The 19,463-nt window shown below is 60.6% G+C and carries 19 protein-coding genes; 11 read left to right on the top strand and 8 right to left on the bottom strand.

Translation table 11 applies throughout. From position 1 onward, the window contains the following. The first annotated feature begins 213 nt into the window (after positions 1 to 213). The 7 genes from ACOYXH_RS13195 (at position 214) to ACOYXH_RS13165 (ending at position 8,176) form a co-directional block, all read left to right on the top strand. A complete protein-coding gene (locus ACOYXH_RS13195) occupies positions 214 to 900 on the top strand; it encodes a CsgG/HfaB family protein (RefSeq protein ID WP_162483052.1) in 687 nt (228 codons plus the stop codon). A gap of 28 nt (positions 901 to 928) precedes the next feature. Next, positions 929 to 1,300 carry a DUF4810 domain-containing protein gene (locus tag ACOYXH_RS13190; protein ID WP_093430820.1) on the top strand — a complete coding sequence of 124 codons (372 nt, stop codon included), beginning with the start codon at positions 929 to 931 and terminating at the stop codon, positions 1,298 to 1,300. Next, positions 1,297 to 1,956 carry a DUF799 domain-containing protein gene (locus ACOYXH_RS13185; RefSeq protein ID WP_460410787.1) on the top strand — a complete coding sequence of 220 codons (660 nt, stop codon included), beginning with the start codon at positions 1,297 to 1,299 and terminating at the stop codon, positions 1,954 to 1,956. The genes ACOYXH_RS13190 and ACOYXH_RS13185 overlap by 4 nt, the downstream gene beginning before the upstream one ends. Positions 1,957 to 2,185: 229 nt before the next feature. Further along, positions 2,186 to 2,875 (top strand): GntR family transcriptional regulator, encoded by a 690-nt coding sequence (locus tag ACOYXH_RS13180; protein ID WP_095047854.1) that lies wholly within the window; start codon positions 2,186 to 2,188, stop codon positions 2,873 to 2,875. Between the two features lie 134 nt (positions 2,876 to 3,009). After that, entirely contained in the window at positions 3,010 to 5,121 is a 2,112-nt protein-coding gene (locus ACOYXH_RS13175; protein ID WP_258708352.1) for a hybrid sensor histidine kinase/response regulator, read from the top strand. Positions 5,122 to 5,152: 31 nt separating this feature from the next. Further along, positions 5,153 to 7,786, top strand: a complete 2,634-nt coding sequence (locus tag ACOYXH_RS13170) for an excinuclease ABC subunit UvrA (protein ID WP_095126638.1) — start codon at positions 5,153 to 5,155, stop codon at positions 7,784 to 7,786. A gap of 123 nt (positions 7,787 to 7,909) precedes the next feature. Next, positions 7,910 to 8,176 (top strand): hypothetical protein, encoded by a 267-nt coding sequence (locus tag ACOYXH_RS13165; RefSeq protein ID WP_095047851.1) that lies wholly within the window; start codon positions 7,910 to 7,912, stop codon positions 8,174 to 8,176. Between the two features lie 383 nt (positions 8,177 to 8,559). Here the strand turns inward: ACOYXH_RS13165 and ACOYXH_RS13160 are convergent, their stop codons facing one another. Both ACOYXH_RS13160 and ACOYXH_RS13155 read right to left on the bottom strand, forming a co-directional pair. Beyond that, entirely contained in the window at positions 8,560 to 9,081 is a 522-nt protein-coding gene (locus ACOYXH_RS13160; RefSeq protein WP_095047850.1) for a DUF4142 domain-containing protein, read from the bottom strand. A gap of 30 nt (positions 9,082 to 9,111) precedes the next feature. Beyond that, positions 9,112 to 9,288 (bottom strand): hypothetical protein, encoded by a 177-nt coding sequence (locus ACOYXH_RS13155; protein ID WP_258708350.1) that lies wholly within the window; start codon positions 9,286 to 9,288, stop codon positions 9,112 to 9,114. On the opposite strand from ACOYXH_RS13155, the gene ACOYXH_RS13150 reads away from it, so the two are divergent. After that, on the top strand, positions 9,287 to 9,529 hold the full coding sequence (locus ACOYXH_RS13150) for a YdcH family protein (RefSeq protein WP_095047849.1): 243 nt from the start codon (positions 9,287 to 9,289) through the stop codon (positions 9,527 to 9,529). The two genes, ACOYXH_RS13155 and ACOYXH_RS13150, sit on opposite strands and share 2 nt — an antisense overlap. A gap of 107 nt (positions 9,530 to 9,636) precedes the next feature. Next, complete coding sequence (locus tag ACOYXH_RS13145; protein ID WP_007912545.1) at positions 9,637 to 9,801, top strand: hypothetical protein; 165 nt, start codon at positions 9,637 to 9,639, stop codon at positions 9,799 to 9,801. A 121-nt stretch (positions 9,802 to 9,922) separates the two neighbouring features. Here the strand turns inward: ACOYXH_RS13145 and ACOYXH_RS13140 are convergent, their stop codons facing one another. The 6 genes from ACOYXH_RS13140 to ACOYXH_RS13115 all read right to left on the bottom strand — a co-directional run bounded on the left by ACOYXH_RS13140 (position 9,923) and on the right by ACOYXH_RS13115 (position 17,694). Then, positions 9,923 to 10,864: an IS110 family transposase gene (locus tag ACOYXH_RS13140; protein WP_220558825.1), complete on the bottom strand. Its 942-nt coding sequence runs from the start codon at positions 10,862 to 10,864 to the stop codon at positions 9,923 to 9,925. A 273-nt stretch (positions 10,865 to 11,137) separates the two neighbouring features. Further along, complete coding sequence (locus tag ACOYXH_RS13135; RefSeq protein WP_095047848.1) at positions 11,138 to 12,214, bottom strand: SMP-30/gluconolactonase/LRE family protein; 1,077 nt, start codon at positions 12,212 to 12,214, stop codon at positions 11,138 to 11,140. Further along, complete coding sequence (locus tag ACOYXH_RS13130; protein ID WP_460410786.1) at positions 12,211 to 13,356, bottom strand: sterol desaturase/SRPBCC family protein; 1,146 nt, start codon at positions 13,354 to 13,356, stop codon at positions 12,211 to 12,213. Before ACOYXH_RS13130 ends, ACOYXH_RS13135 begins: the two co-directional genes overlap by 4 nt. 110 nt (positions 13,357 to 13,466) lie before the next feature. Beyond that, the gene (locus ACOYXH_RS13125) at positions 13,467 to 14,330 is read right to left on the bottom strand and encodes a LysR family transcriptional regulator (RefSeq protein ID WP_095121024.1); all 864 of its coding nucleotides are present in this window, start codon (positions 14,328 to 14,330) and stop codon (positions 13,467 to 13,469) included. Positions 14,331 to 14,449: 119 nt separating this feature from the next. Further along, a protein-coding gene (locus ACOYXH_RS13120) for an IS3 family transposase (protein WP_460063762.1) occupies positions 14,450 to 15,603 on the bottom strand; the annotation gives its coding sequence in 2 pieces (ribosomal slippage) (positions 14,450 to 15,330 and positions 15,330 to 15,603; 1,155 coding nt in all). A 372-nt stretch (positions 15,604 to 15,975) separates the two neighbouring features. Then, complete coding sequence (locus ACOYXH_RS13115; protein ID WP_460064856.1) at positions 15,976 to 17,694, bottom strand: hydrogenase maturation protein; 1,719 nt, start codon at positions 17,692 to 17,694, stop codon at positions 15,976 to 15,978. A 297-nt stretch (positions 17,695 to 17,991) separates the two neighbouring features. Here ACOYXH_RS13115 and ACOYXH_RS13110 point away from each other — a divergent pair, with 297 nt between their 5' ends. Both ACOYXH_RS13110 and ACOYXH_RS13105 read left to right on the top strand, forming a co-directional pair. Next, positions 17,992 to 18,498 carry a sigma-70 family RNA polymerase sigma factor gene (locus tag ACOYXH_RS13110; protein WP_034152323.1) on the top strand — a complete coding sequence of 169 codons (507 nt, stop codon included), beginning with the start codon at positions 17,992 to 17,994 and terminating at the stop codon, positions 18,496 to 18,498. Continuing rightward, positions 18,495 to 19,442: a FecR domain-containing protein gene (locus ACOYXH_RS13105; protein ID WP_460410785.1), complete on the top strand. Its 948-nt coding sequence runs from the start codon at positions 18,495 to 18,497 to the stop codon at positions 19,440 to 19,442. Before ACOYXH_RS13110 ends, ACOYXH_RS13105 begins: the two co-directional genes overlap by 4 nt. Positions 19,443 to 19,463 lie beyond the last annotated feature (21 nt).

Here is a 19,463-nt window from a genome sequence, read left to right as displayed (position 1 = left end):
CGTGACGCTCCGCGTCACAGCGGACGCGGAGCGTCCGTGGCTGCATTCCCACGCAGAGCGTGGGAACGATCAAGTCCGGAACAGCCAATTCACTGGCGTCAAAAAAACCTGTCACGAATGATGGCACTTTGTCATAATGCCGCCCCTTTTCAGCTCCCGCTGCGCATTGTCGTGCCGGGACATCCCCGTTTTTCAAAGGAATACTCAGTGAGAATGATCTCCCGGATGCTGGTCTCAGGCGTCGCGATTGCTGTGCTTGGCACGATGGCTGGCACACTCTCAGGTTGCGCGACCGAAAGCTCGCGCGCCTTGCCGGTGGCCAAGGTTGAAAGCGCCTCCCAGGTCTGGACCGGCGTTCGCGTGCCAATGGCCGTGGGCAAGTTCGACAACCGTTCCAGCTATATGCGCGGGATTTTCTCCGACGGCGTCGATCGTCTCGGCGGTCAGGCCAAGACCATCCTGATCACCCATTTGCAGCAGACCAACCGCTTCAGCGTGCTGGATCGCGACAACATGGGCGAAATCCAGCAGGAAGCGGCGATCAAGGGCCAGGCTCAGCGTCTGAAAGGTGCTGATTACGTGGTGACCGGCGACGTCACCGAGTTCGGCCGCAAAGAGACCGGCGATCACCAACTGTTCGGCATCCTCGGCCGTGGCAAGACTCAGGTGGCCTACGCCAAGGTCAACCTGAATATCGTCAATATCAGTACCTCCGAAGTGGTCTATTCGACCCAGGGCGCCGGCGAATACGCCTTGTCCAACCGCGAAATCATCGGTTTCGGCGGCACCGCTGCCTACGACTCCACCCTCAACGGCAAAGTACTGGATCTGGCCATGCGCGAGGCGATCAATCGTCTGGTCGATGGCATGAACGCCGGTGCCTGGAAACCGGGCAACTGATCGACGCCCATTGCAAGGAGCAACACCCATGAATCTGACTTTGTCGCGCGCGCTGATGGCGCTGACGCTGGCCGCCAGCGCCTTGTTGGCCGGTTGTGCCTCCGGCCCGCAAACCCTGTACCAGTGGGAAGGTTACGAGCCCCAGGTCTACGAATACTTCAAAGGCGAAGAGCCGAAAGAAGCCCAGGCCGAAGCGCTGGAACGTGACCTGCAGAAAATCCGCTCCACCGGCAAGGCTGTACCGCCGGGTTACCACGCGCACCTTGGCCTGCTCTATCTGAGCATGGGCAAGGACGACCAGATGGTGCAGCAGTTCAAAACCGAGAAAACCCTGTTCCCCGAGTCTGGGACGTACATGGATTTCCTGCTCAAAAACGCCAAGACCGGAGACGCGAAATGATCGCGCGCACCTTGAAACTGCTGGCCGCCGGTCTGGCCCTGATCGTGCTGGGTGGCTGCGTTGCGCCCAAGACCGTGGATTACTCGGCCTACAAACAGGCGCGGCCGAAAACCATTCTGGTGCTGCCTCCGCTGAACACTTCGCCGGATGTGAAGGCGTCCTACAGCCTGTTGTCGCAGGTGACCTTCCCACTGGCCGAAGCCGGTTACTACGTGCTGCCGATTGCGCTGGTTGATGAGACGTTCCGCCAGAATGGTCTGAGCACCCCGGACGACATCCATCAGGCACCGCCAGGCAAACTGAAGGAAATCTTCGGTGCGGACGCTGCGCTGTACATCACCGTGACCGAATACGGTACGCGCTACATGGTGATCAGCAGCGAAACGGCAGTGACCGCGACGGCGAAACTGGTCGACCTGAAAAGTGGCACGACGCTGTGGACCGGTTCGGCCCGGGCGTCGAGCGAAGAGGGCGGCAATAGCAATGCCGGCGGTATCGTCGGCATGCTGATCTCGGCGGCAGTGAAGCAGATCATCAACAGCTCCACCGATGCCGGCTACCCGATTGCCGGTGTGGCGAGCAATCGTCTGCTCTCGGCCGGACACCGGGCAGGCCTGCTATACGGCCCGCGCTCGCCGAAGTACGGCACTGACTGAACCCAGTAAGATCTTTCCCACGCACTGCGTGGGAAAGATCAAATGTACGCGTGAGCCTGCTCACCGCCCCCTCCCGGCACATGTGTCCTGCTTGCAACGAGCAGGCAGGTAGCGCGACGCCGCCTCGATGGGTGATCCGCACTCAACGTGCAATCAAGACCCTGCATCTCGAAGCCGAAGGCTATATCCTGCGTGGCACTCAGTTGCTCGACGTTAAAGGAGTGCCCAAATGACCGAAAAGAAACCGGAAACCACGGTCGACCGCGTCTACCAAGGGGTTTACGAGGCGATCAGCAAGCGTTCGTTGCGCCCGGGGATGAAACTGGGTGAGGCCTCGCTAGCCGAATTATTCAATGTCAGCCGCACGTCGGTGCGCGCGGCATTGAAGCAATTGGAGGCCGATGGACTGGTCACCACCGAGCCGAATAAAGGGGCATCGGTGTCGCTGCCGAGCAATGAAGAGCTCCGCTCGCTGTTTGAAACCCGCCGGCTGATCGAGATCGGCATCGTTACCGAACTGTGCCGGCGCAAGGACAGCGCGGCGATGCAGGATTTGCGCGAACACCTGCTGCTGGAAGATGAAGCCCACGCGGCGGGAGATCACGAACGGCTGATCCATCTGCTCGGTGAGTTCCACATCAAACTGGCGTGCAGCCTGAATAACCCGGTGCTGCTCGACTGGTTCCAGAAACTGATCTCCCGCGCTTCGCTGTACGCTGCAGCGCTGGACGACGACAGCCATGAAGTCTGCCGCGACAACGAACACCTGCGCCTGATCGAATACATCGAGGCCGGCAATCAGAGCGCCGCCATCGAGCTGACCTGCACGCATCTGAACGGCATCGAGAAGGCCATTCTCGACGCCGCCGCCAAAATGAAAACCGGCTACCATCCGCTCAAGCACCTGATCGGGGTTTAGGTTCCGGGAGGGGATGAAATCGGCTATATATCATATGAAACCAATGCGACTGGAGGCGCTCGAAACAGACGGGCGTCGCGTCGTTATGGCGTCGCGATTTATCGGGCAATCACCACAGGACACTGAGTCAGTCGATGCAGTTTTTATCCGATAGCCATGGTTGTGACGGCTGGAAAGGCGAAATGGCCGGGCGCATCAGTGCGTTCGACTGGAGCCATACTGAACTCGGTCCGCTGAACAGCTGGCCGGCCAGCCTGTGCAGCGCGGTGCAACTGATGCTGGCGTCGCCGCTGCCGATGGTCATGCTCTGGGGCTATGCCGGGTACATGATCTACAACGATGCCTATTCGAAATTTGCCGGTGGTCGGCACCCGTATCTACTCGGTGCGCCGGTGGAGCTGGGCTGGCCGGAAGTCGCCGATTTCAACCGGCATGTGGTCGATACCTGCCTGGCCGGCGGCACCTTGTCGTTTCGCAATAAAGAGTTGGTGCTGTTGCGCGATGGCGTCCCCGAAGACGTCTGGATGGACCTGTATTACAGCCCGGTGGCCAATGATGACGGCAAGCCGGCCGGAGTGATGGCGATGGTGGTGGAAACCACCGAGTTCATGCACTCCGAACGCCGGCGGCAGGAAGCCGAAAGTGCTTACCGCGCCGACAACGAGCGGGTGCGTCTGGCGTTGAATGCCGGGGCCTTGCTCGGCTCGTTTGTCTGGGACGTGAAAAACAACACGTTGTCGGCAGACGAGCGATTCGCCCGCACGTTCTCCTATCCGCCGGATCAGGATCTTAGCGACCTCCCGCAGGACATCGCCGAGTCGCGCATCCATCCCGATGACGCCGCCTGGGTGCAGGAGCGGGTCGTCCATTCCGTGCAGACCGGTGAACCGTATAACGCCGAATATCGCGTGCGGCGCAGTGACGGCAGTTATTCCTGGGTGTTGGCCAGTGGCGCCTGTGAGTTCGACGAACACGGTGCGCCGTTGCGCTTCCCCGGCGTCCTGATCGACATTCATGAACGCAAGATTGCCGAAGAATCCCTGCTCAAATTTACCCGCAACCTCGAACAGCGCGTAGGCGAAGAAGTCGAGGCGCGGCTGGCGGCTGAAGAGCAGTTGCGCCAGTCACAGAAGCTCGAAGCGATTGGTGGTCTGACCGGCGGCGTCGCCCACGATTTCAATAATCTGTTGCAAGTGATCGCCGGCAATCTGCATCTGCTCGCGCGCCATGAACCGAACAATGCCAACGTGCAGCGCCGCGTCAGCGCCTCGCTGGCAGCGGTCGAACGCGGCGCCAAGCTGTCCTCGCAATTGCTTGCGTTCGCCCGGCGCCAGCCTTTGTCGCCGGCGGTGTGCAACCCGCAGCAGATTTTCGAAGGTGTCGGCGAATTGCTGCAGCGAGCGCTGGGTGAAACCATTCAGATCGACGTGCAACTGCCGCAAAAGCCGTGGCACATCAACGTCGACCGCAACCAGTTGGAAAACGCCATTCTCAACCTGGCGATCAATGCTCGCGATGCGATGAAGGGCGAGGGCACCATTGCGCTCAGCGCTGCTAACGTGCGGCTCGAACGCGAGTTCTGTGCCGGTAAAGGCATCGTTCCCGGTGAGTTTGTCCGCGTCGCGGTCAGTGACTCCGGCGCCGGCATCCCGCCAGAGATTCTCGAGCAAGTGTTTGAGCCGTTCTTCACCACCAAGGCTGACGGTCAGGGCACCGGGCTGGGCTTGAGCATGGTGTTTGGCTTCGTCAAACAGAGCGGCGGGCATGTCGAGATCACCAGCACCCTCGGCGAGGGCACGCGGGTGCAGTTGTACTTCCCGCGCAGTCTGCGGCCGATCCTTGATGAGGCGCCCAGCCTGCAAAGGCAGCAGAGCGGCGGCCACGAAACGATTCTGGTGGTCGAGGACAATGACGCCGTGCGCGCTTCGGCGGTCGAATTGTTGCGCGAGGAGGGTTATCGCGTGCTGACCGCCGGTCATGGCGATGCGGCCATGCAAATGCTCCTCGAAGGTGTCGAGGTGGACCTGATCTTCACTGACGTGGTCATGCCGGGGCTGATCAAAAGCTCCGACCTGTTCGCTTGGGCCAAGGTGCAGACACCGCCGGTGGCCGTGCTGTTCACCTCTGGGCACACCCGCGACATCATTTCACGCAATCACCAGTTAAGCCCTGACACGCACTTGCTTGGCAAACCGTACAGCCCGGAAGCCATGTTGCAGATGATTCGGGTGGTGCTCGGTAGCTGAACGTAGAACATTCCTTCACCAAGGCAGGTCGATGACTTCCAAACGCACCTCCAAAGCGCCCACCGGCATGGTCCGGGTACGTGGCGCCCGTGAACACAACCTGAAGAACGTTGATGTCGACATTCCCCGCGATGCGCTGGTGGTGTTCACCGGGGTGTCCGGGTCTGGCAAGTCGTCACTGGCGTTCTCGACCTTGTATGCCGAGGCCCAGCGCCGATACTTTGAGTCGGTGGCGCCGTACGCGCGACGGCTGATCGATCAGGTCGGCGTGCCGGATGTCGACTCCATTGAAGGCCTGCCGCCGGCCGTGGCCCTGCAACAGCAACGCGGCACGCCGAGTACGCGCTCGTCAGTGGGCAGCGTGACCACGCTGTCGAGCCTGATCCGCATGCTCTATTCGCGCGCCGGCAGTTATCCGCCGGGGCAACCGATGTTGTATGCCGAGGACTTCTCGCCGAACACCCCGCAAGGCGCGTGCCCCGAATGCCATGGCCTCGGCCGGGTGTACGAGGTCACCGAAGCGCTGATGGTGCCGGACCCGAACCTGACCATCCGCCAGCGCGCGGTGGCGTCCTGGCCGCTGGCGTGGCAGGGACAGAACCTGCGCGACATCCTTGTGACCATGGGCATCGATGTCGACATTCCATGGAAGAAGCTGCCGAAAAAACAGCGCGACTGGATTCTCTTCACCGAAGAAACCCCGACCGTGCCGGTGTACGCCGGGCTGACCCCGGAAGAAACCCGCGTCGCCCTCAAACGCAAGATGGAGCCGAGTTACCAGGGCACCTTCACCGGCGCCCGGCGCTACATTTTGCACACGTTTACTCACTCGCAAAGTGCGCTGATGAAGAAGCGCGTTTCGCAGTTCATGCTCGGCAGCCCTTGCCCGTTATGCGATGGCAAACGCCTGAAACGTGAGGCGTTGTCGGTGACGTTTGCCGGGTATGACATCGGCGAGCTGTCGCAGATGCCGTTGCTGCAAGTGGCCGAGGTGCTGCGGCCGGTGGCGGCGGCCAGCTACCTCGAACACGCTGAAGAAACCGGCGAGACCTTAAGTCACGCGCAAACCCGCGAGGCGCGCCAGCAGCGCGTGGCCCACGGTGCCAGCGGCCACGGCAGCGCGCCAGACGTGCGCCACACGCCAAACCTGTCGCTGGAGAAGCGCCTGGCGGCGCAGCGCATTGCCGAGGATCTGCTGGAGCGGGTCAGCACCCTGACCGATCTGGGCCTCGGTTATCTGGCGCTGGAGCGCAGCACCCCGACGCTGTCGTCCGGTGAGTTGCAGCGCTTGCGCTTGGCGACGCAACTGGGTTCGCAATTGTTCGGGGTGATCTACGTGCTCGACGAACCCTCCGCCGGTTTGCACCCGGCCGATGGCGAGGCGTTGTTCGAGGCGTTGCAGCGCTTGAAGGCGGACGGCAACACGCTGTTTGTGGTCGAGCACGACGTGGAAACCATGCGCCGCGCCGACTGGCTGATCGACGTCGGCCCGGCGGCGGGCGAGCAGGGTGGGCAGGTGCTGTACAGCGGCCCGCCGGCAGGTCTGGCCGAGATCGAGCAATCGCAGACTCGCGCCTACCTGTTTGCCGAAGCGCAGCGCCAGGCACGCACCGCGCGCAAACCGACGGCGTGGCTGAAGCTCGACGGGATCACCCGCAATAACCTGAATAATCTCAGTGCTGAATTTCCGCTGGGCTGCTTTACCTCGGTGACCGGCGTGTCTGGCTCGGGCAAATCGAGTCTGGTCAGTCAGGCCTTGCTGGAACTGGTCGGCGCGCAGTTAGGGCGGCCGACGGTAGACAGTGAGCCGGAAGAACTCAGCCTCGAGGACGCCGCGCCGCAGGTCAGCAGCGGCCAGGTGACGTCGGGGCTGGAGTCGATCAAGCGACTGGTGCAGGTCGACCAGAAACCCATCGGCCGCACGCCACGCTCCAATCTGGCCACTTACACAGGGCTGTTCGACAACGTGCGCAAGCTCTACGCCGCGACCGACGCGGCACGGGCTGCCGGCTACGACGCCGGACAGTTTTCCTTCAACGTCGCCAAGGGCCGTTGCGCCACCTGCGAGGGTGAAGGCTTTGTCAGTGTCGAGTTGTTGTTCATGCCGAGTGTTTATGCGCCGTGCCCGACCTGCCATGGCGCGCGCTACAACCCGCAGACCCTGGCGATTCTCTGGGAGGGTTTGAGCATTGCGCAGGTGCTGCAATTGACCGTCGAGGAAGCGGTGACGGTGTTTGCCGAGCAAGCGGGGATTCGCCGGTCACTCGAAGTGCTGCGCGATATTGGCCTGGGTTATCTGCGCCTGGGGCAACCGGCCACGGAGTTGTCCGGTGGCGAAGCGCAGCGGATCAAACTGGCCACCGAATTGCAACGCAACCAGCGCGGCGCGACCTTGTACGTGCTGGACGAACCGACCACCGGGCTGCATCCGCGTGATGTCGATCGGTTGCTGGAGCAGTTGGATACGCTGGTGACGGCTGGGCACACGGTGATTGTCGTTGAGCACGAAATGCGCGTGGTCGCGCAGAGTGACTGGGTGATCGACATCGGGCCGGGCGCGGGGGATCAGGGCGGTCGAATCGTGGTGGCGGGTACACCGCAGAAGGTTGCGGCGAGCAAGAAGAGCAAAACCGCGCCGTTTCTGGCTCGGGCCTTGAGCCGGTAATTGCGGCGTTCCGATTGGCACCATCAAGCGGGCGGCGAAGTTTTGAACGTTGGCGCGGGCCAGGCTTCGAATCTTTAACACCCGGCGGATGTGTGTCGGGCGTGTTTGACCAACGAGGTGGCCATGAACGAGCAAACGAAGCAGCAGAGCCAATCTGGCGAGCCGATTAACCGCAATGATCCAGCGATTGACCCGCAGGTGCCGGGGCAACCGTCGCCGACACAGCAGCAGGGCGAGGATGGTCAGGCGCAGAGCGCAGACCCGGCAGTGGATCAGAAGAACAAGCACACGGACAACGACAACGAGTTCAGCCCGGGTTTCAAACCGCAGCCGGATCGGGCGAAGCCGGGGGAGGAGACGGATGCTGATATTGATACGGATGGCGGTTGATGTTCGGTGGATATGACAAGGCCGCATCTTAGGATGCGGCCTTTTTTCGCTTGGATGTGGTGGTGTTGCTGACATCGATCCCCCTCACCCCAGCCCTCTCCCCCAGGGGGGAGAGGGGGAAGGGAGCCGATCTCGGTGCCTTTCAAAAGCCAGGTTCAACTCTAGATTTCAGATCGGTGTGACTCGAACATTCAACACGATCGGCTCCGTCTCGCTCTCCGGAAAGGCGAGGGGAAAGGGAGCCGATCGGGGGCAGTTCAAAATCGGAGTTGCACTCCAGTACCTGAGTTCGAAGCCGAAGTTTCAGGTCGGCGTAACTCGAACATTCACCTCGGCCGGCTCCCTCTCCCTCCGGGAGAGGGCTGGGGTGAGGGTAAAGCTTTTTACTTGCTCGGATGCTTGGCCTGCAATTCTTTGGCGGCGGCGAGGTGTTTCTCCAGCGCCGGCAACATTTTCTGCGCAAACGCCTTCAGTTCCGTCGCACCTTTGACCTTGTCATCGGTCACGGTATTGGCTTGTTTCTTGAACAGCTCGATGGTCTCTTCGTGCGCCTTCACCTGATTGTTGGCGTACGCCGCGTCGAAAGACTCATCACGCACTTCGAGGATTTTTTCCTTGGCCTGTTTGACCAATGTCGTGGTGTCCGGGACTTCGATGTCGTTAGCTTTGGCAATGGTCGCCAGCTCATCGTTGGCCTTGCCATGGTCGGTGATCATCATATTGGCGAAGGCCTTGATGTCAGCCGATTGGCTTTTTTCCAGGGCGAGGCGGCTGGTTTCGATTTCGGCAATACCACCGGCAGCGGCGTTATCGACGAAGTCATTGTCAGTCGCAGCGAAAGCGCTGCCCATGCCGCTGCTCAACGCGACAGCCAGGACCAGATGACGCAGGTTGAATCCGTCCATTGGTGTATCTCCACGCAGTTTTTGTTGGTGTTAACCAATGGAGGGAGCACGGCGAGCAAAGGTTTGATCGCATTTGCGACAGGGCGACGAACGGGCACCGCTGGTCTGACAGGTGGTCGACAGAACCGTGCAACCGAGGCCATTCTGATAACTGGCCAGCGCAATCGGTCGCGTTGGCCAGCCGATCAACTGACGGAGGTGTTCCATGCCGGTTCCCCATGACCTGTTTCAGGACTTGAGTTACACGAAGGAAGAGATCCAGCAAAAACGCACCCAGGATCCACGATTGGATTCACTGATCAACAAGTATTCCCAAGCCGACGCCGATGTGGTCAAAGCCGAAACGGCCACCTCAGATGCTCCCACCGACGACGCATTGAAAAAGCTCAAAGAGAGGCGCCTGAAGGTCAAAGACGAAATCGTCAGCCATTTGCAGGCGCCGTCCTGATTCGCCATTGATCCGCCGACCTGCGGTTGCGGATTGACGGGAACGACTGCCACGACCGGCACCTCGAATGTACAGAGTCTTCCATCCGACTCATTGCGAGGTGCCTTATGAACGATCCCAAATTCCCCAGTGAAGAGCAGGGCGCATTCGACCCGGTTCCCACGCATCCCGAACCGAACAGCCCGGCACATACCACGGCCAATCCCGAAGAGCCGGATGAGGATCTGCCCGAAGACGAAGATCCGGACAAGTTCGACAAGTCCAGCAACTGACAGACCGCCTTCGTCGGAACGCCGCCCGGAGCAGGCTCGCTCCCACAGTGGATTGTGTTGAGCCCAAATGCTGTGGTCAGCAAATAACCCTGTGGGAGATTCTATGGTTGAGGGGAAGCCCTCAACTGACTTTTGTCTGGTATTCGCTTTGCCCTTTCAGCAAGGCGAATACCACCCGAGCAAGTTTGCGAGCCAGCATCACCAACGCCTGCGTGGTGCTGAAACCCCGTGCTCTTTGGGCCTCGTAAAACCCTTTCCAGGCTTTCGTACGGCTAGCCGACATCGCAGCGTTGTGCAAAAGTCGGCGGGCCTCGGGGTCTCCGCGCTTGGTCAAGCTGCGGCGACCGTCCTTTTGCCCTGATTTCGATACCCTTAAATCCATGCCCAGGAAGGCGATAAACGCATCCGCGTTGCTAAATTCCCCCCGCTGAAACGCCGTGAGCAGGCGCGCTCCGGTCAGAAATCCAATGCCCTCAACTTTCAGGCAACGCTTCAATTGGCCGAGCAAACCGGCTTGTTTGAGCTGATCGTTGATCGTCTTTTCGATCATCGTTTCAAGCCGCTGCATGGATTTTATTTGTTCAGCAAAAGCTGCCTTCAATAGCGGCTCATTCGACCAGCTCTGCACCAGGCCGACCCTTGCCTGGACCAAAGCCGCGCGGCGGCGGAAAAGGCTCAGGAGCTGGCGGTACAGCGGTGATGGCGGGGTCCAGGGGCGCAACTCCTCGGCTTCGTTCTTCAGGTAACGGGCCAGCAACTTGGCGTCCAAGGCGTCGGTTTTCGCGCGGATCTTCACGCCTTCGCGGTAATGTTTGAGTTCATAGCCGCCCACCATGTAAATCGTGCAACCGGCCGCATAGGCCAAATCAGCGAATTCCAGGTGGTAGATGTTGGTTGCCTCAATGGCAATAGACACGGGGCCGAGCAAGGCCTTCAGCCACTGCTTAATGGATGTTTTGGTGTTGGGAATCGCTTCAAGCAGATCGCTATCGGCCTGATAAATCACCAGTTCATTTTTGGCGACATCCACGCCAACGATCGGATTTGATAGAGCGACCGGCATTGCCACAGGATTTCCTCCGGGATAAGGTTTGAGCACTTGAAGGGCTCACCCAGAGGCGCAGGCTTGTTCCTATCGTCGGTCTAGCCAGATGCATTCTTTATCGGCGCTTGGGTGAAAGGAGGAGGGGCGAAATCTCCCACGGTCTGTGCTGCGTCAACAGTCAGAATCGAGCCTTGTCCCTCCTCCTCCCTTCAAGTCCTACCATACAAGCGAGCCTGCTCCGGGCGGCGTTCCGACGAAGGCGTCAGCGCAATCACCACAAAGTTGCCAGATTCACTTCAGGGCCACATCCAACGGCATCCGCGCCATATGCGTCGCCTTCAACGAGCCAAAATATAACCACGGCCCATACTCACGCACCGTGGTAATCGGCGAGTAATTGCCACTGCTGGCATCCTGCAAATTGGCAATCACCTTGCCCTCCAGATCCAGCCCCAGGACAAACCCGCGCTTCTCCACCGGCTTAGGCAAAACCGCCAACGCCCGCACGATCATCTTGCGCACGAGCGGATGCCCGGCGGTATCGTCGAGCAGAGCATTGCGCGGCGCATACAACGCCACCCAGAACCGATTACTGCCATTGAACGCCAGGTTGTCCGGCAGCCCCGGCAAGTTATCGATAAACAGGTCGTGAGTGCCGGCTTTCGGCCCGGTCAGCCAATAGCGGCTGATGCGATAGGCGCCGGTTTCGTTGACCAGCACATAGGCGTCATCCGGGCCGAGGGTCACGCCGTTGGCGAACTCCAGCTTGTCTAGCAGGACACTGGTTTTGCCGCTCTGGAAGTCATAGCGCAGCAGGCGTCCATCGCCGCCGTGCTCGATGATTGCTTCGCCGTCATGGCCGTAGCCCCAGCGGCTGGAGGCATCGCTGAAATAGGCGTAGTGCCCGGACTTGTCGATGGCGACGTCATCGGTGAACCCGAACGCCAGACCATTGGCCGCCGTGGTCAAAGGCACCAACTGACCCTGCGCATCAAGAGACAGCAAACCCTTGACCGCGTCGGCAATCACCAGCATGCCGTTCGGATGCCGGGCCAGGCCCAGCGGGCGGCCACCGGTGTCGGCGAGTACTTTGCGTTGCTGGCCGTCGAGGCTGGTGCGGATCAGTCGGCCGTCGTGCAGCCCGGTGATCAGGAAGTCACTTTCCAGCAGCAAGGCTTCCGGCCCTTCGATGTCGCTCGGCCCGACCTGCGCTGCGCCTTTGAGTTTCTGGTTCTCGGCGTAGAGACCTTCTGTCAGCGATGGCGCTGGCGGCGGCGTCCAGGCCACGGGTTCGACCTTGGTGGGCATCAACAATAAAAAGCCGATGACGATGAGGACCAGCAACAACAGCAGATGTCTCAGCTTCACGCGCTGGCCCTCGCCGAGGCCAGGTAGCGGGCGGCCATGTCGCGCAGCGCCAGCATCGATGCGGCGGATTCGCGCTCGATGCGCCGTTTGAGCAGCAAGCGATTGGCGATGCGCATGCCCAGTCCGTCGAAGCGATAATCCAGCGTGCGCACAAAACGCGTGCCGCTGCCCTCGGGGCTGCATTCATAGGTCAGCAGCAGCGACAAACCATGATCGCCCTGCGCCCGCGCGCACCAGCGCCGGCCGGGCAGGTATTCGGTGACTTCCCAGCGCAAATGGCCCGCGCGCCCGCCGGCATGAATGTCCTCTTCGAAGCGCGCGCCGGCATGCAACGGGCCTTGCGCACCGTCGATTTTCAGCGACGAGGGGTGCCACTCCGGCCAGCGACTGACACTGGCGGCATAGGCCAGCACGGCGATGGGTTCACCAGCGATATCGATCGGGTGTTGCAGGTGGGTCATGGGCATTTTCGAATCGCTCAAAGGGGTGATTTCCGGCTCCCGGTAAAGGGTGCCGAACAGGTAGTCCATCAACGGCAAAACGATGTTGAAATTGCGCTCCTGCATGCGCTCGCGGCGGTGATGCAGCTCGTGCAAGTGGCGCATCTGGCGGATCCACGGCAGGCGGGTCAGCGGGTTGTGTGGCGGCAGGTGTTCGCAGGCGTGGAATATCTCGTAAGTCAGATAACCGAGGACCATGCAGCCGCCAAACAACCCGGCCACGTTGGCGTTTACCTGTGCGATCAGCCACCACAACGGCAGGGTGATCAGCAGTGTGTGCAGCAAGAGCAGCCACGCGGGGAACAGAATCACTCGCCAGTCGCGGGCGCTGTCGTAGGTCATGTGGCCGGGGGTGAAGAAACTGTGATGATCGCCGGCATGCCGGGCGTAGAACATTTTCGCGAAGGTCTTTTTGTGGTGGCCGAGATGACGATGGACCATGTACACGGCGAAATTGAAAAACAGCAGGGTTAACGGCACCGTCAGCCATTCCAGCAGGCTGACCTGCTGCACGCTGCTCCAGAAACCACCAACGGCCAACACACCGAACAGCAGCACGAAGGCGCCGTGCAGCCACGGGTTGTACAGCGGATGAATGGCCGCACGATAGCGGCTGCGAAATGCCTCGGTGGTCTGCCTCACTGCATCACCTGCGGGATTGTTGTTGTACCCGGCAGATTAGCCGATCCGGCCGTATGTGCAGGCCGGACCTCAATGGCACATGCGCCATGATCGGCTGTGAAGCCGCCGCTTCAGCTCAGCGGGTTCCAGCGTTGCGACCAGTCATCATCGGTGCGGATCACTTCGCGCAGCAGATGGAAGGCTTGCTGCAGCGTCGCCGAATCGCGATCACGTGAGTAGACGAGGTAAGTCGGATAGCCGAACTCCGGGGCTTTGGTCACCGCTTCCAGGGCGCCGCTTTCCAGATACGTGCGGACCACGCGGGTGCGGAAGTAGCCGCTGCCGCCATGTTCGAGAATGTATTGCAGGGCCAACGGGCCGAGGTTGAAACTCAGCGCCGCTTTGGCTTTTTCCGGCAGGGCGGCGTCATGCTGGCGGCGGAAGTCCGGGCCCCAATCGATGTAGACGTAGGGATCGGGGCGCTCGGGCGCGCGCACCAGAATCAGTTTTTCTTCCAGCACTTGCTCGACCTGCAAGCCCGGCCAGTATTCCGGCTGGTAGACCAGCGCGGCGTCGAGCACACCGAGTTCGAGCTGGCGCAGGAGGTTTTCGCCGTCGCGAATTTCCATGCGCAGGGCATGCCCCGGAATCTTCTCGCGCAGTTCCGCCGCCCAACTGAGCATCAATGGGTTGCACAGGCTGACTTCGCCGCCGATGTGCAGCACGTTGTGATAGCCCTCGGGCAGCGGCAGGTCGCGGCGCGCGGCTTCCCAGGTTTGCACCAGTTGATTGGCGTAGACCACAAAAGCCTCGCCATTGGGCGTCAGTTTCGCCCCGGCGCGGTTGCGCACGAACAGCGTGCTGCCCAGCTGGCTTTCGAGTTTCTGCACGCGAGCGGTGATCGCCGTTTGCGTGACGAACAGCTTCTGCGCGGCAGCGGCGAGACTGCCGTGACGGACGATTTCCAGAAAGGTGCGAGCGAGATCGATGTCCATGGGCGGGCCGGTGTTTGAGGTGACGGGCATTGTAAAGGCAAAAGCCCCTCATCGGATCGCCGCCCGCCTATGATCTGGTCAAACGATACTGGACACGGTTATAGGGTTTAGGTCATTTCTCATGCTGCCAAGGCTTCCATTGCTACCGGAGTCCGATATCCGTTGTAACTGTGCAGCCTGATCCGATTGTAATAATGGGTCAGGTAGCGCAATACATCGGTACTGGCCTCATCTTCGTTTCGGTAGCCAGCCTTGGGTATCCATTCAGATTTCAAACTGCCAAAGAAACGCTCCATCGGGGCGTTGTCCCAGCAGTTTCCTCGTCGACTCATGCTTTGTTTTATGCGCATGTCCGCCAGCGTTTCACGAAACACTTTACTGCTGTAATGACAGCCCTGATCCGAATGGAACATTAGGTTTTCAGGGCGTCCTCGCGACTCGAAAGCCATCTTTAACGCTCGACAGGTCAGAGCTGAATCCGGACTTCTGGACATGGCCCAGCCGACGATGCGGCGGGCATGCAGATCAAGTACAGCAGCCAGATAAACCCAGTAAGTACCGGCCCAAATGTAAGTCACGTCGCCACACCACACTCGATTGGGGGCCTCGACTTTGAATTTACGCTCCAAATGATTGGGGGCGTATTGCGCCTCCGCACCGCTGGGTTTGTACCGATGCCTGCGCCGTTGCTGGCTCTTCAAACCGAGCTCGCGCATCAGGCTACGAGCCATGTAACGACCTACCGACTCTTTTTCGTTACACAGCGCTTTTGACAGGCTGCGCGCGCCCATTGAGCCGCGACTTTGCTCATGTAATTCGGCAGCCTTGATCTTTAGGCGATCGCGCCCGACATGCACTTTCGCCCGCTGTTTCAGACGCTCGTAATAACTGCTGCGGTTGATGCCAAACACGCCACACAACTCGGATCTTGGATATTGCTCGCTTAACTCCTCGACCAGCCTTACCGATCGAGGGAATCCGACATCAAGAGAGCTGTAGCCTTTTTTAAAATTTCCTTCTCGCGCTCAATCCGTCGAATTGTTGCTTCCAGTTCTTGGATGCGTTGTTGGTCAACGGTCATGGCCTTGGACTTCTCAGGCGTCTTGCCGCTGCGCTCCGCACGCAGTTGTTCAACCCAGCGGCGCAGAGCTGTAGGGCCCACGCCCATTGCTTCACAGGCTTCACTCACCGAATAGTCTTTATCCAAAACCAGGCAAGCCGCATCCCGTTTGAAATCTGTTGAAAAATATCGTCTGGTCAAATCACACCTCATCGTTGGGCGTAGATTAACGCCCTTTAGGGGTGTCCAGAATCATTAAGCCAGATCACTAACCCTCTCCCGGAGGGAGAGGGGACTGACCGAGGTGTCTTGCGTCATGCATCGACCTGAAAGATCGAGGCGATTATGGATTCAGAGCAAGACCCTCAGGTCGGTGAAGATCGCCAATATCCCCGGCTCGGTTCCCTCTCCCTTGGGAGAGGGGACTGACCGAGGTGTCTGGTGTCATATATCGACCTGAAAGATCGCGTCGATTATGGATTCAGTAGAGATCGTTCATGTCGGCGAACCTCTACAGCATCCCCCAATCAGTTCCCTCTCCCTTGGGAGAGGGCTAGGGTGAGGGGAAAGCAGTCACCGCCAAAATCAACTGGCCAACTCGGTCAACCGCACCCGCGCCCAATCTTCAATCAACCGCGCCGGCGTGCCACACACCTTGCGTTTGAAGACAAAATTTCGGCACTTCTCGGCAAACTGATTACGGTTGTACAGCATGTCTTCCTGCATCTCCTGCAACTCGGTTTCACGGCACTGCTGGATCAACACCTGATCAACCCGCACCTTGCGCTCGCGTACCGCCGCGTAAGTCGGATCGCTCACCACGCTGTTGGCCCGTTGCAGCAACCACAGGGCAAACTCGTCCGGGCAGCGCGGGCCGATTTCCTGAACCATGCCCAGTTGCCACGCCTGCACCGCGCTTACCGGCAGGCAAGCCTGGGTCAATTGCTCGGCCATTGCCGGGCCGACGGCGCGGGGCAGGCTGTAGGTCCAGTATTCGGAGCCGTACAAGCCCATGCTCTTGTAATGCGGATTGAGCACGACATCGGCGCGGGCAAAGACGATGTCGGCCGCCAGTGCGAGCATCACGCCACCGGCGCCGGCGTTGCCAGTAACGCCACTGACCACCAGTTGCCGGGCCGTCAGCAGTTCTGCGCAGACATCGTCGATTGCCTGAATATTCGCCCAGGCTTCGGCGCCAGGATCCTGCGCGGCCTGAATCAAGTTCAAATGCACGCCGTTGGAAAAACTGCCGCGCCCACCCTTGATCAACAACACCTGGGTATCACGGGATTTGGCCCAGCGCAGCGCGGCGACCATGCGCTGGCACTGCTCGGTACTCATGGCGCCGTTGTAGAACTCGAAGGTCAGCTCACCGACGATGCCGGATTCCCGGTAGCGGATCGGTTGATAGGCTTCGTTACTGAACGGCTGCGTGGCGATCGACCAGTCCAGCACAGGCACCTCGGCCAGTTGCCCGGCCAGCACGTGCCGCGCCGGTTGCTTGAAGGTCTCCTCGCCAGGTTGCGGTTTGCGCCGTAGCGCGCCGATCCACAGGCTTTGATCACCGGCGGCGACCAGCACCGCATCGTCATGCACCGCGAGAATCTCGCCGGGCACGCCGCTGCGCGAATCCAGGTGCGCGTCGTAGACGTAATACTGACCGCCAGCGAGGCTCGCCAACACGCCGGGCTGGCCGTCGGCAGCATCGATGCAGCGTTTGATGAAGCGTGCGCAATCGTGCCAGCTGAAGCTGCGGTCGACCTGCTTCATGTTCGGCTGCAAGCGTCCGCGTACTTTCGTATCGGCATAGTCGAGGACAACCGGTTCAAACCCTTCGATGAATTTCTCCACCACTTCGCGAATACAACGAATCGCCGCATCACTGACCTGGCCGTTGTACAGCTCGGATTTGCGCAGGCCCGCCGGCAGGTTGAATTCGCAGGTGGCCCACACCGGGCCGGCGTCCATTTCTTCGACCGCTTGTAGCGCAGTGACGCCCCAGTTCGGCAGCTCGTTGGTAATCGCCCAGTCGAGGGCACTGGCGCCTCGATCGCCGACGATACCCGGATGGATGATCACCACCGGCCGTTCGGTGTTGCTCCACAGCGCCTGCGGCACGCGGTCCTTGAGGAACGGGCAGATCACCAGATCCGCGCCGCTGTGTTCGATCTGTTCGCACACGGCCTGTTCATCGGTAAACAGCACGACGCTGGGCGAGTGCCCGGCCTCGCGCAGTTCCAGCCAGGCGCGTTGGGTCAGGCCGTTGAAGGCCGACGACAGCAGAATGATGTTGAGTGGTCGCATGCTTGCTCTTCCTTGAGTGGATTCGGCCGTGGGCTCTCGCTGAGCCGTCCCTGGCCTTCGATTGAGCCGCGAGATTAATCAGTGACCACCCACGCGCCAGTGATCGAGGTCAACGTTCTGTCAGCCAATGTTTCTGCGGCGACCAAGCGCCTTATGCTCAATGGTTTGCTTGTGCTGATTTTTTATTACTTCAAATGTCTTCGAGGCTATTGCACAGTCGCGCCTGATCAGAGCCGGACGATCCCGGCAGAACGATGGTTTTTCGCAGCGGGTGGGACCCGTTTCAGGGAGCAAGACATGGGTGGGTACAACCCGCATTACCAGATCATTGGGCAGATGTTCCAAAAGGACTATCGCTGGCTGTGCGCTGCCGTTGGTCGCACGCTGGGTTGCCCGCACAGTGCGCAAGACATTGCCTCGGAAACCTTTCTGCGGGTGCTGGCACTGCCAGACCCCACGGCCATTCGCGAGCCACGCGCGCTGCTGACCACCATCGCCCGCCGACTGGTGTACGAAGGCTGGCGCCGTCAGGACCTTGAGCGCGCCTATCTGGAAAGCCTGGCGCTGGCGCCGGAGCCGGTGCACCCGTCTCCGGAAGAGCGGGCACTGGTGATCGAAGCGCTGCTGGCGGTCGATCGTTTGCTCAACGGGTTGTCGGCCAAGGCGAAAGCGGCGTTTCTATACCATCAACTCGACGGCTTGACCTACAGCGAGATCGGCGAGCGCCTCGGGGTGTCCACCAGCCGCGTGCAGCAATACATGGTCGAAGCGTTCAAGCGTTGCTATCAGGCGATGCAGGCATGAGGCCGGACGAAGCGGTGATCGATGAGGCCGCGCAATGGCTGGCGTTGTTGCAGTCGGGCGAGGCGGGCATGGCTGAGCGGGCCGCATTCGAGGCTTGGCGCGTTGCCGACCCACGGCATCAGCAGGTCATCGAGCAAATGGGCGGCGGCCTCAATCTGCTACGCAACCCGACCCTGCGCACCTTGCCGCGCAGCAGTCTGCTGCACAGCCTTAACGCGCCATCGAGTCGGCGACGCTTTATCAGCGGCAGTCTGAGTGTGCTCGGCATCGGGCTGTTGGCCGGGCTGCTCGGGCGGCGTTACGGCTGGCTGCCGGAGGCGGGGGAGTTGTCGACCGGGACCGGCGAGCGACGTGACTTCACCCTGGCCGACGGCAGTGCGCTGACCCTCAACGCGCGCAGTCGTGTGGTGCCTTTGTTCGATAGCCAACAGCGCCTGCTCGCCTTGCGCAGCGGTGAGTTGTTGGTGGATGTGGCGAAAGAGCCGGCGCGGCCCTTTGTGGTCGAGACCGAGCACGGGCGCATGCGGGCGCTGGGGACGAAGTTTCTCGTGCAGTACAGCGAAGAGGCGACGCGCTTGGTGATGCTCCATTCGCAGGTCGAAGTGGTCACCGCAGGCGGTGCGCGGCAAGCGGTGCATGCCGGCGAAAGTCTGTTGTTCAACGGCGCTGGAGTGCTGTCGCTGGAACGTAGCAACGGCCAGGAAAGTGCATGGGTGCAAGGTCGTCTGGAGGTGCGCGACCGGCCTCTGCGCGAGGTCATCGACAGCCTGCGCCGCTACCGTCGCGGCATCTTGCATCTAAGCCCGGAAATCGCCGACCTGCGCCTCAGCGGCCTCTATCCGCTTGACGACAGCGATCGCACGTTGCAACTGCTGGAACGCTCGCTGCCGATCCGCATCACCTGGCACAACCCGTACTGGGTCAGCATCGACGCGCGGTTATAAACCCATAACTTCTTGGCCTAA

It is taken from the genome of Pseudomonas sp. Mb7, assembly GCF_054790525.1.
This window is presented reverse-complemented; position numbering and strand designations above follow the sequence as displayed.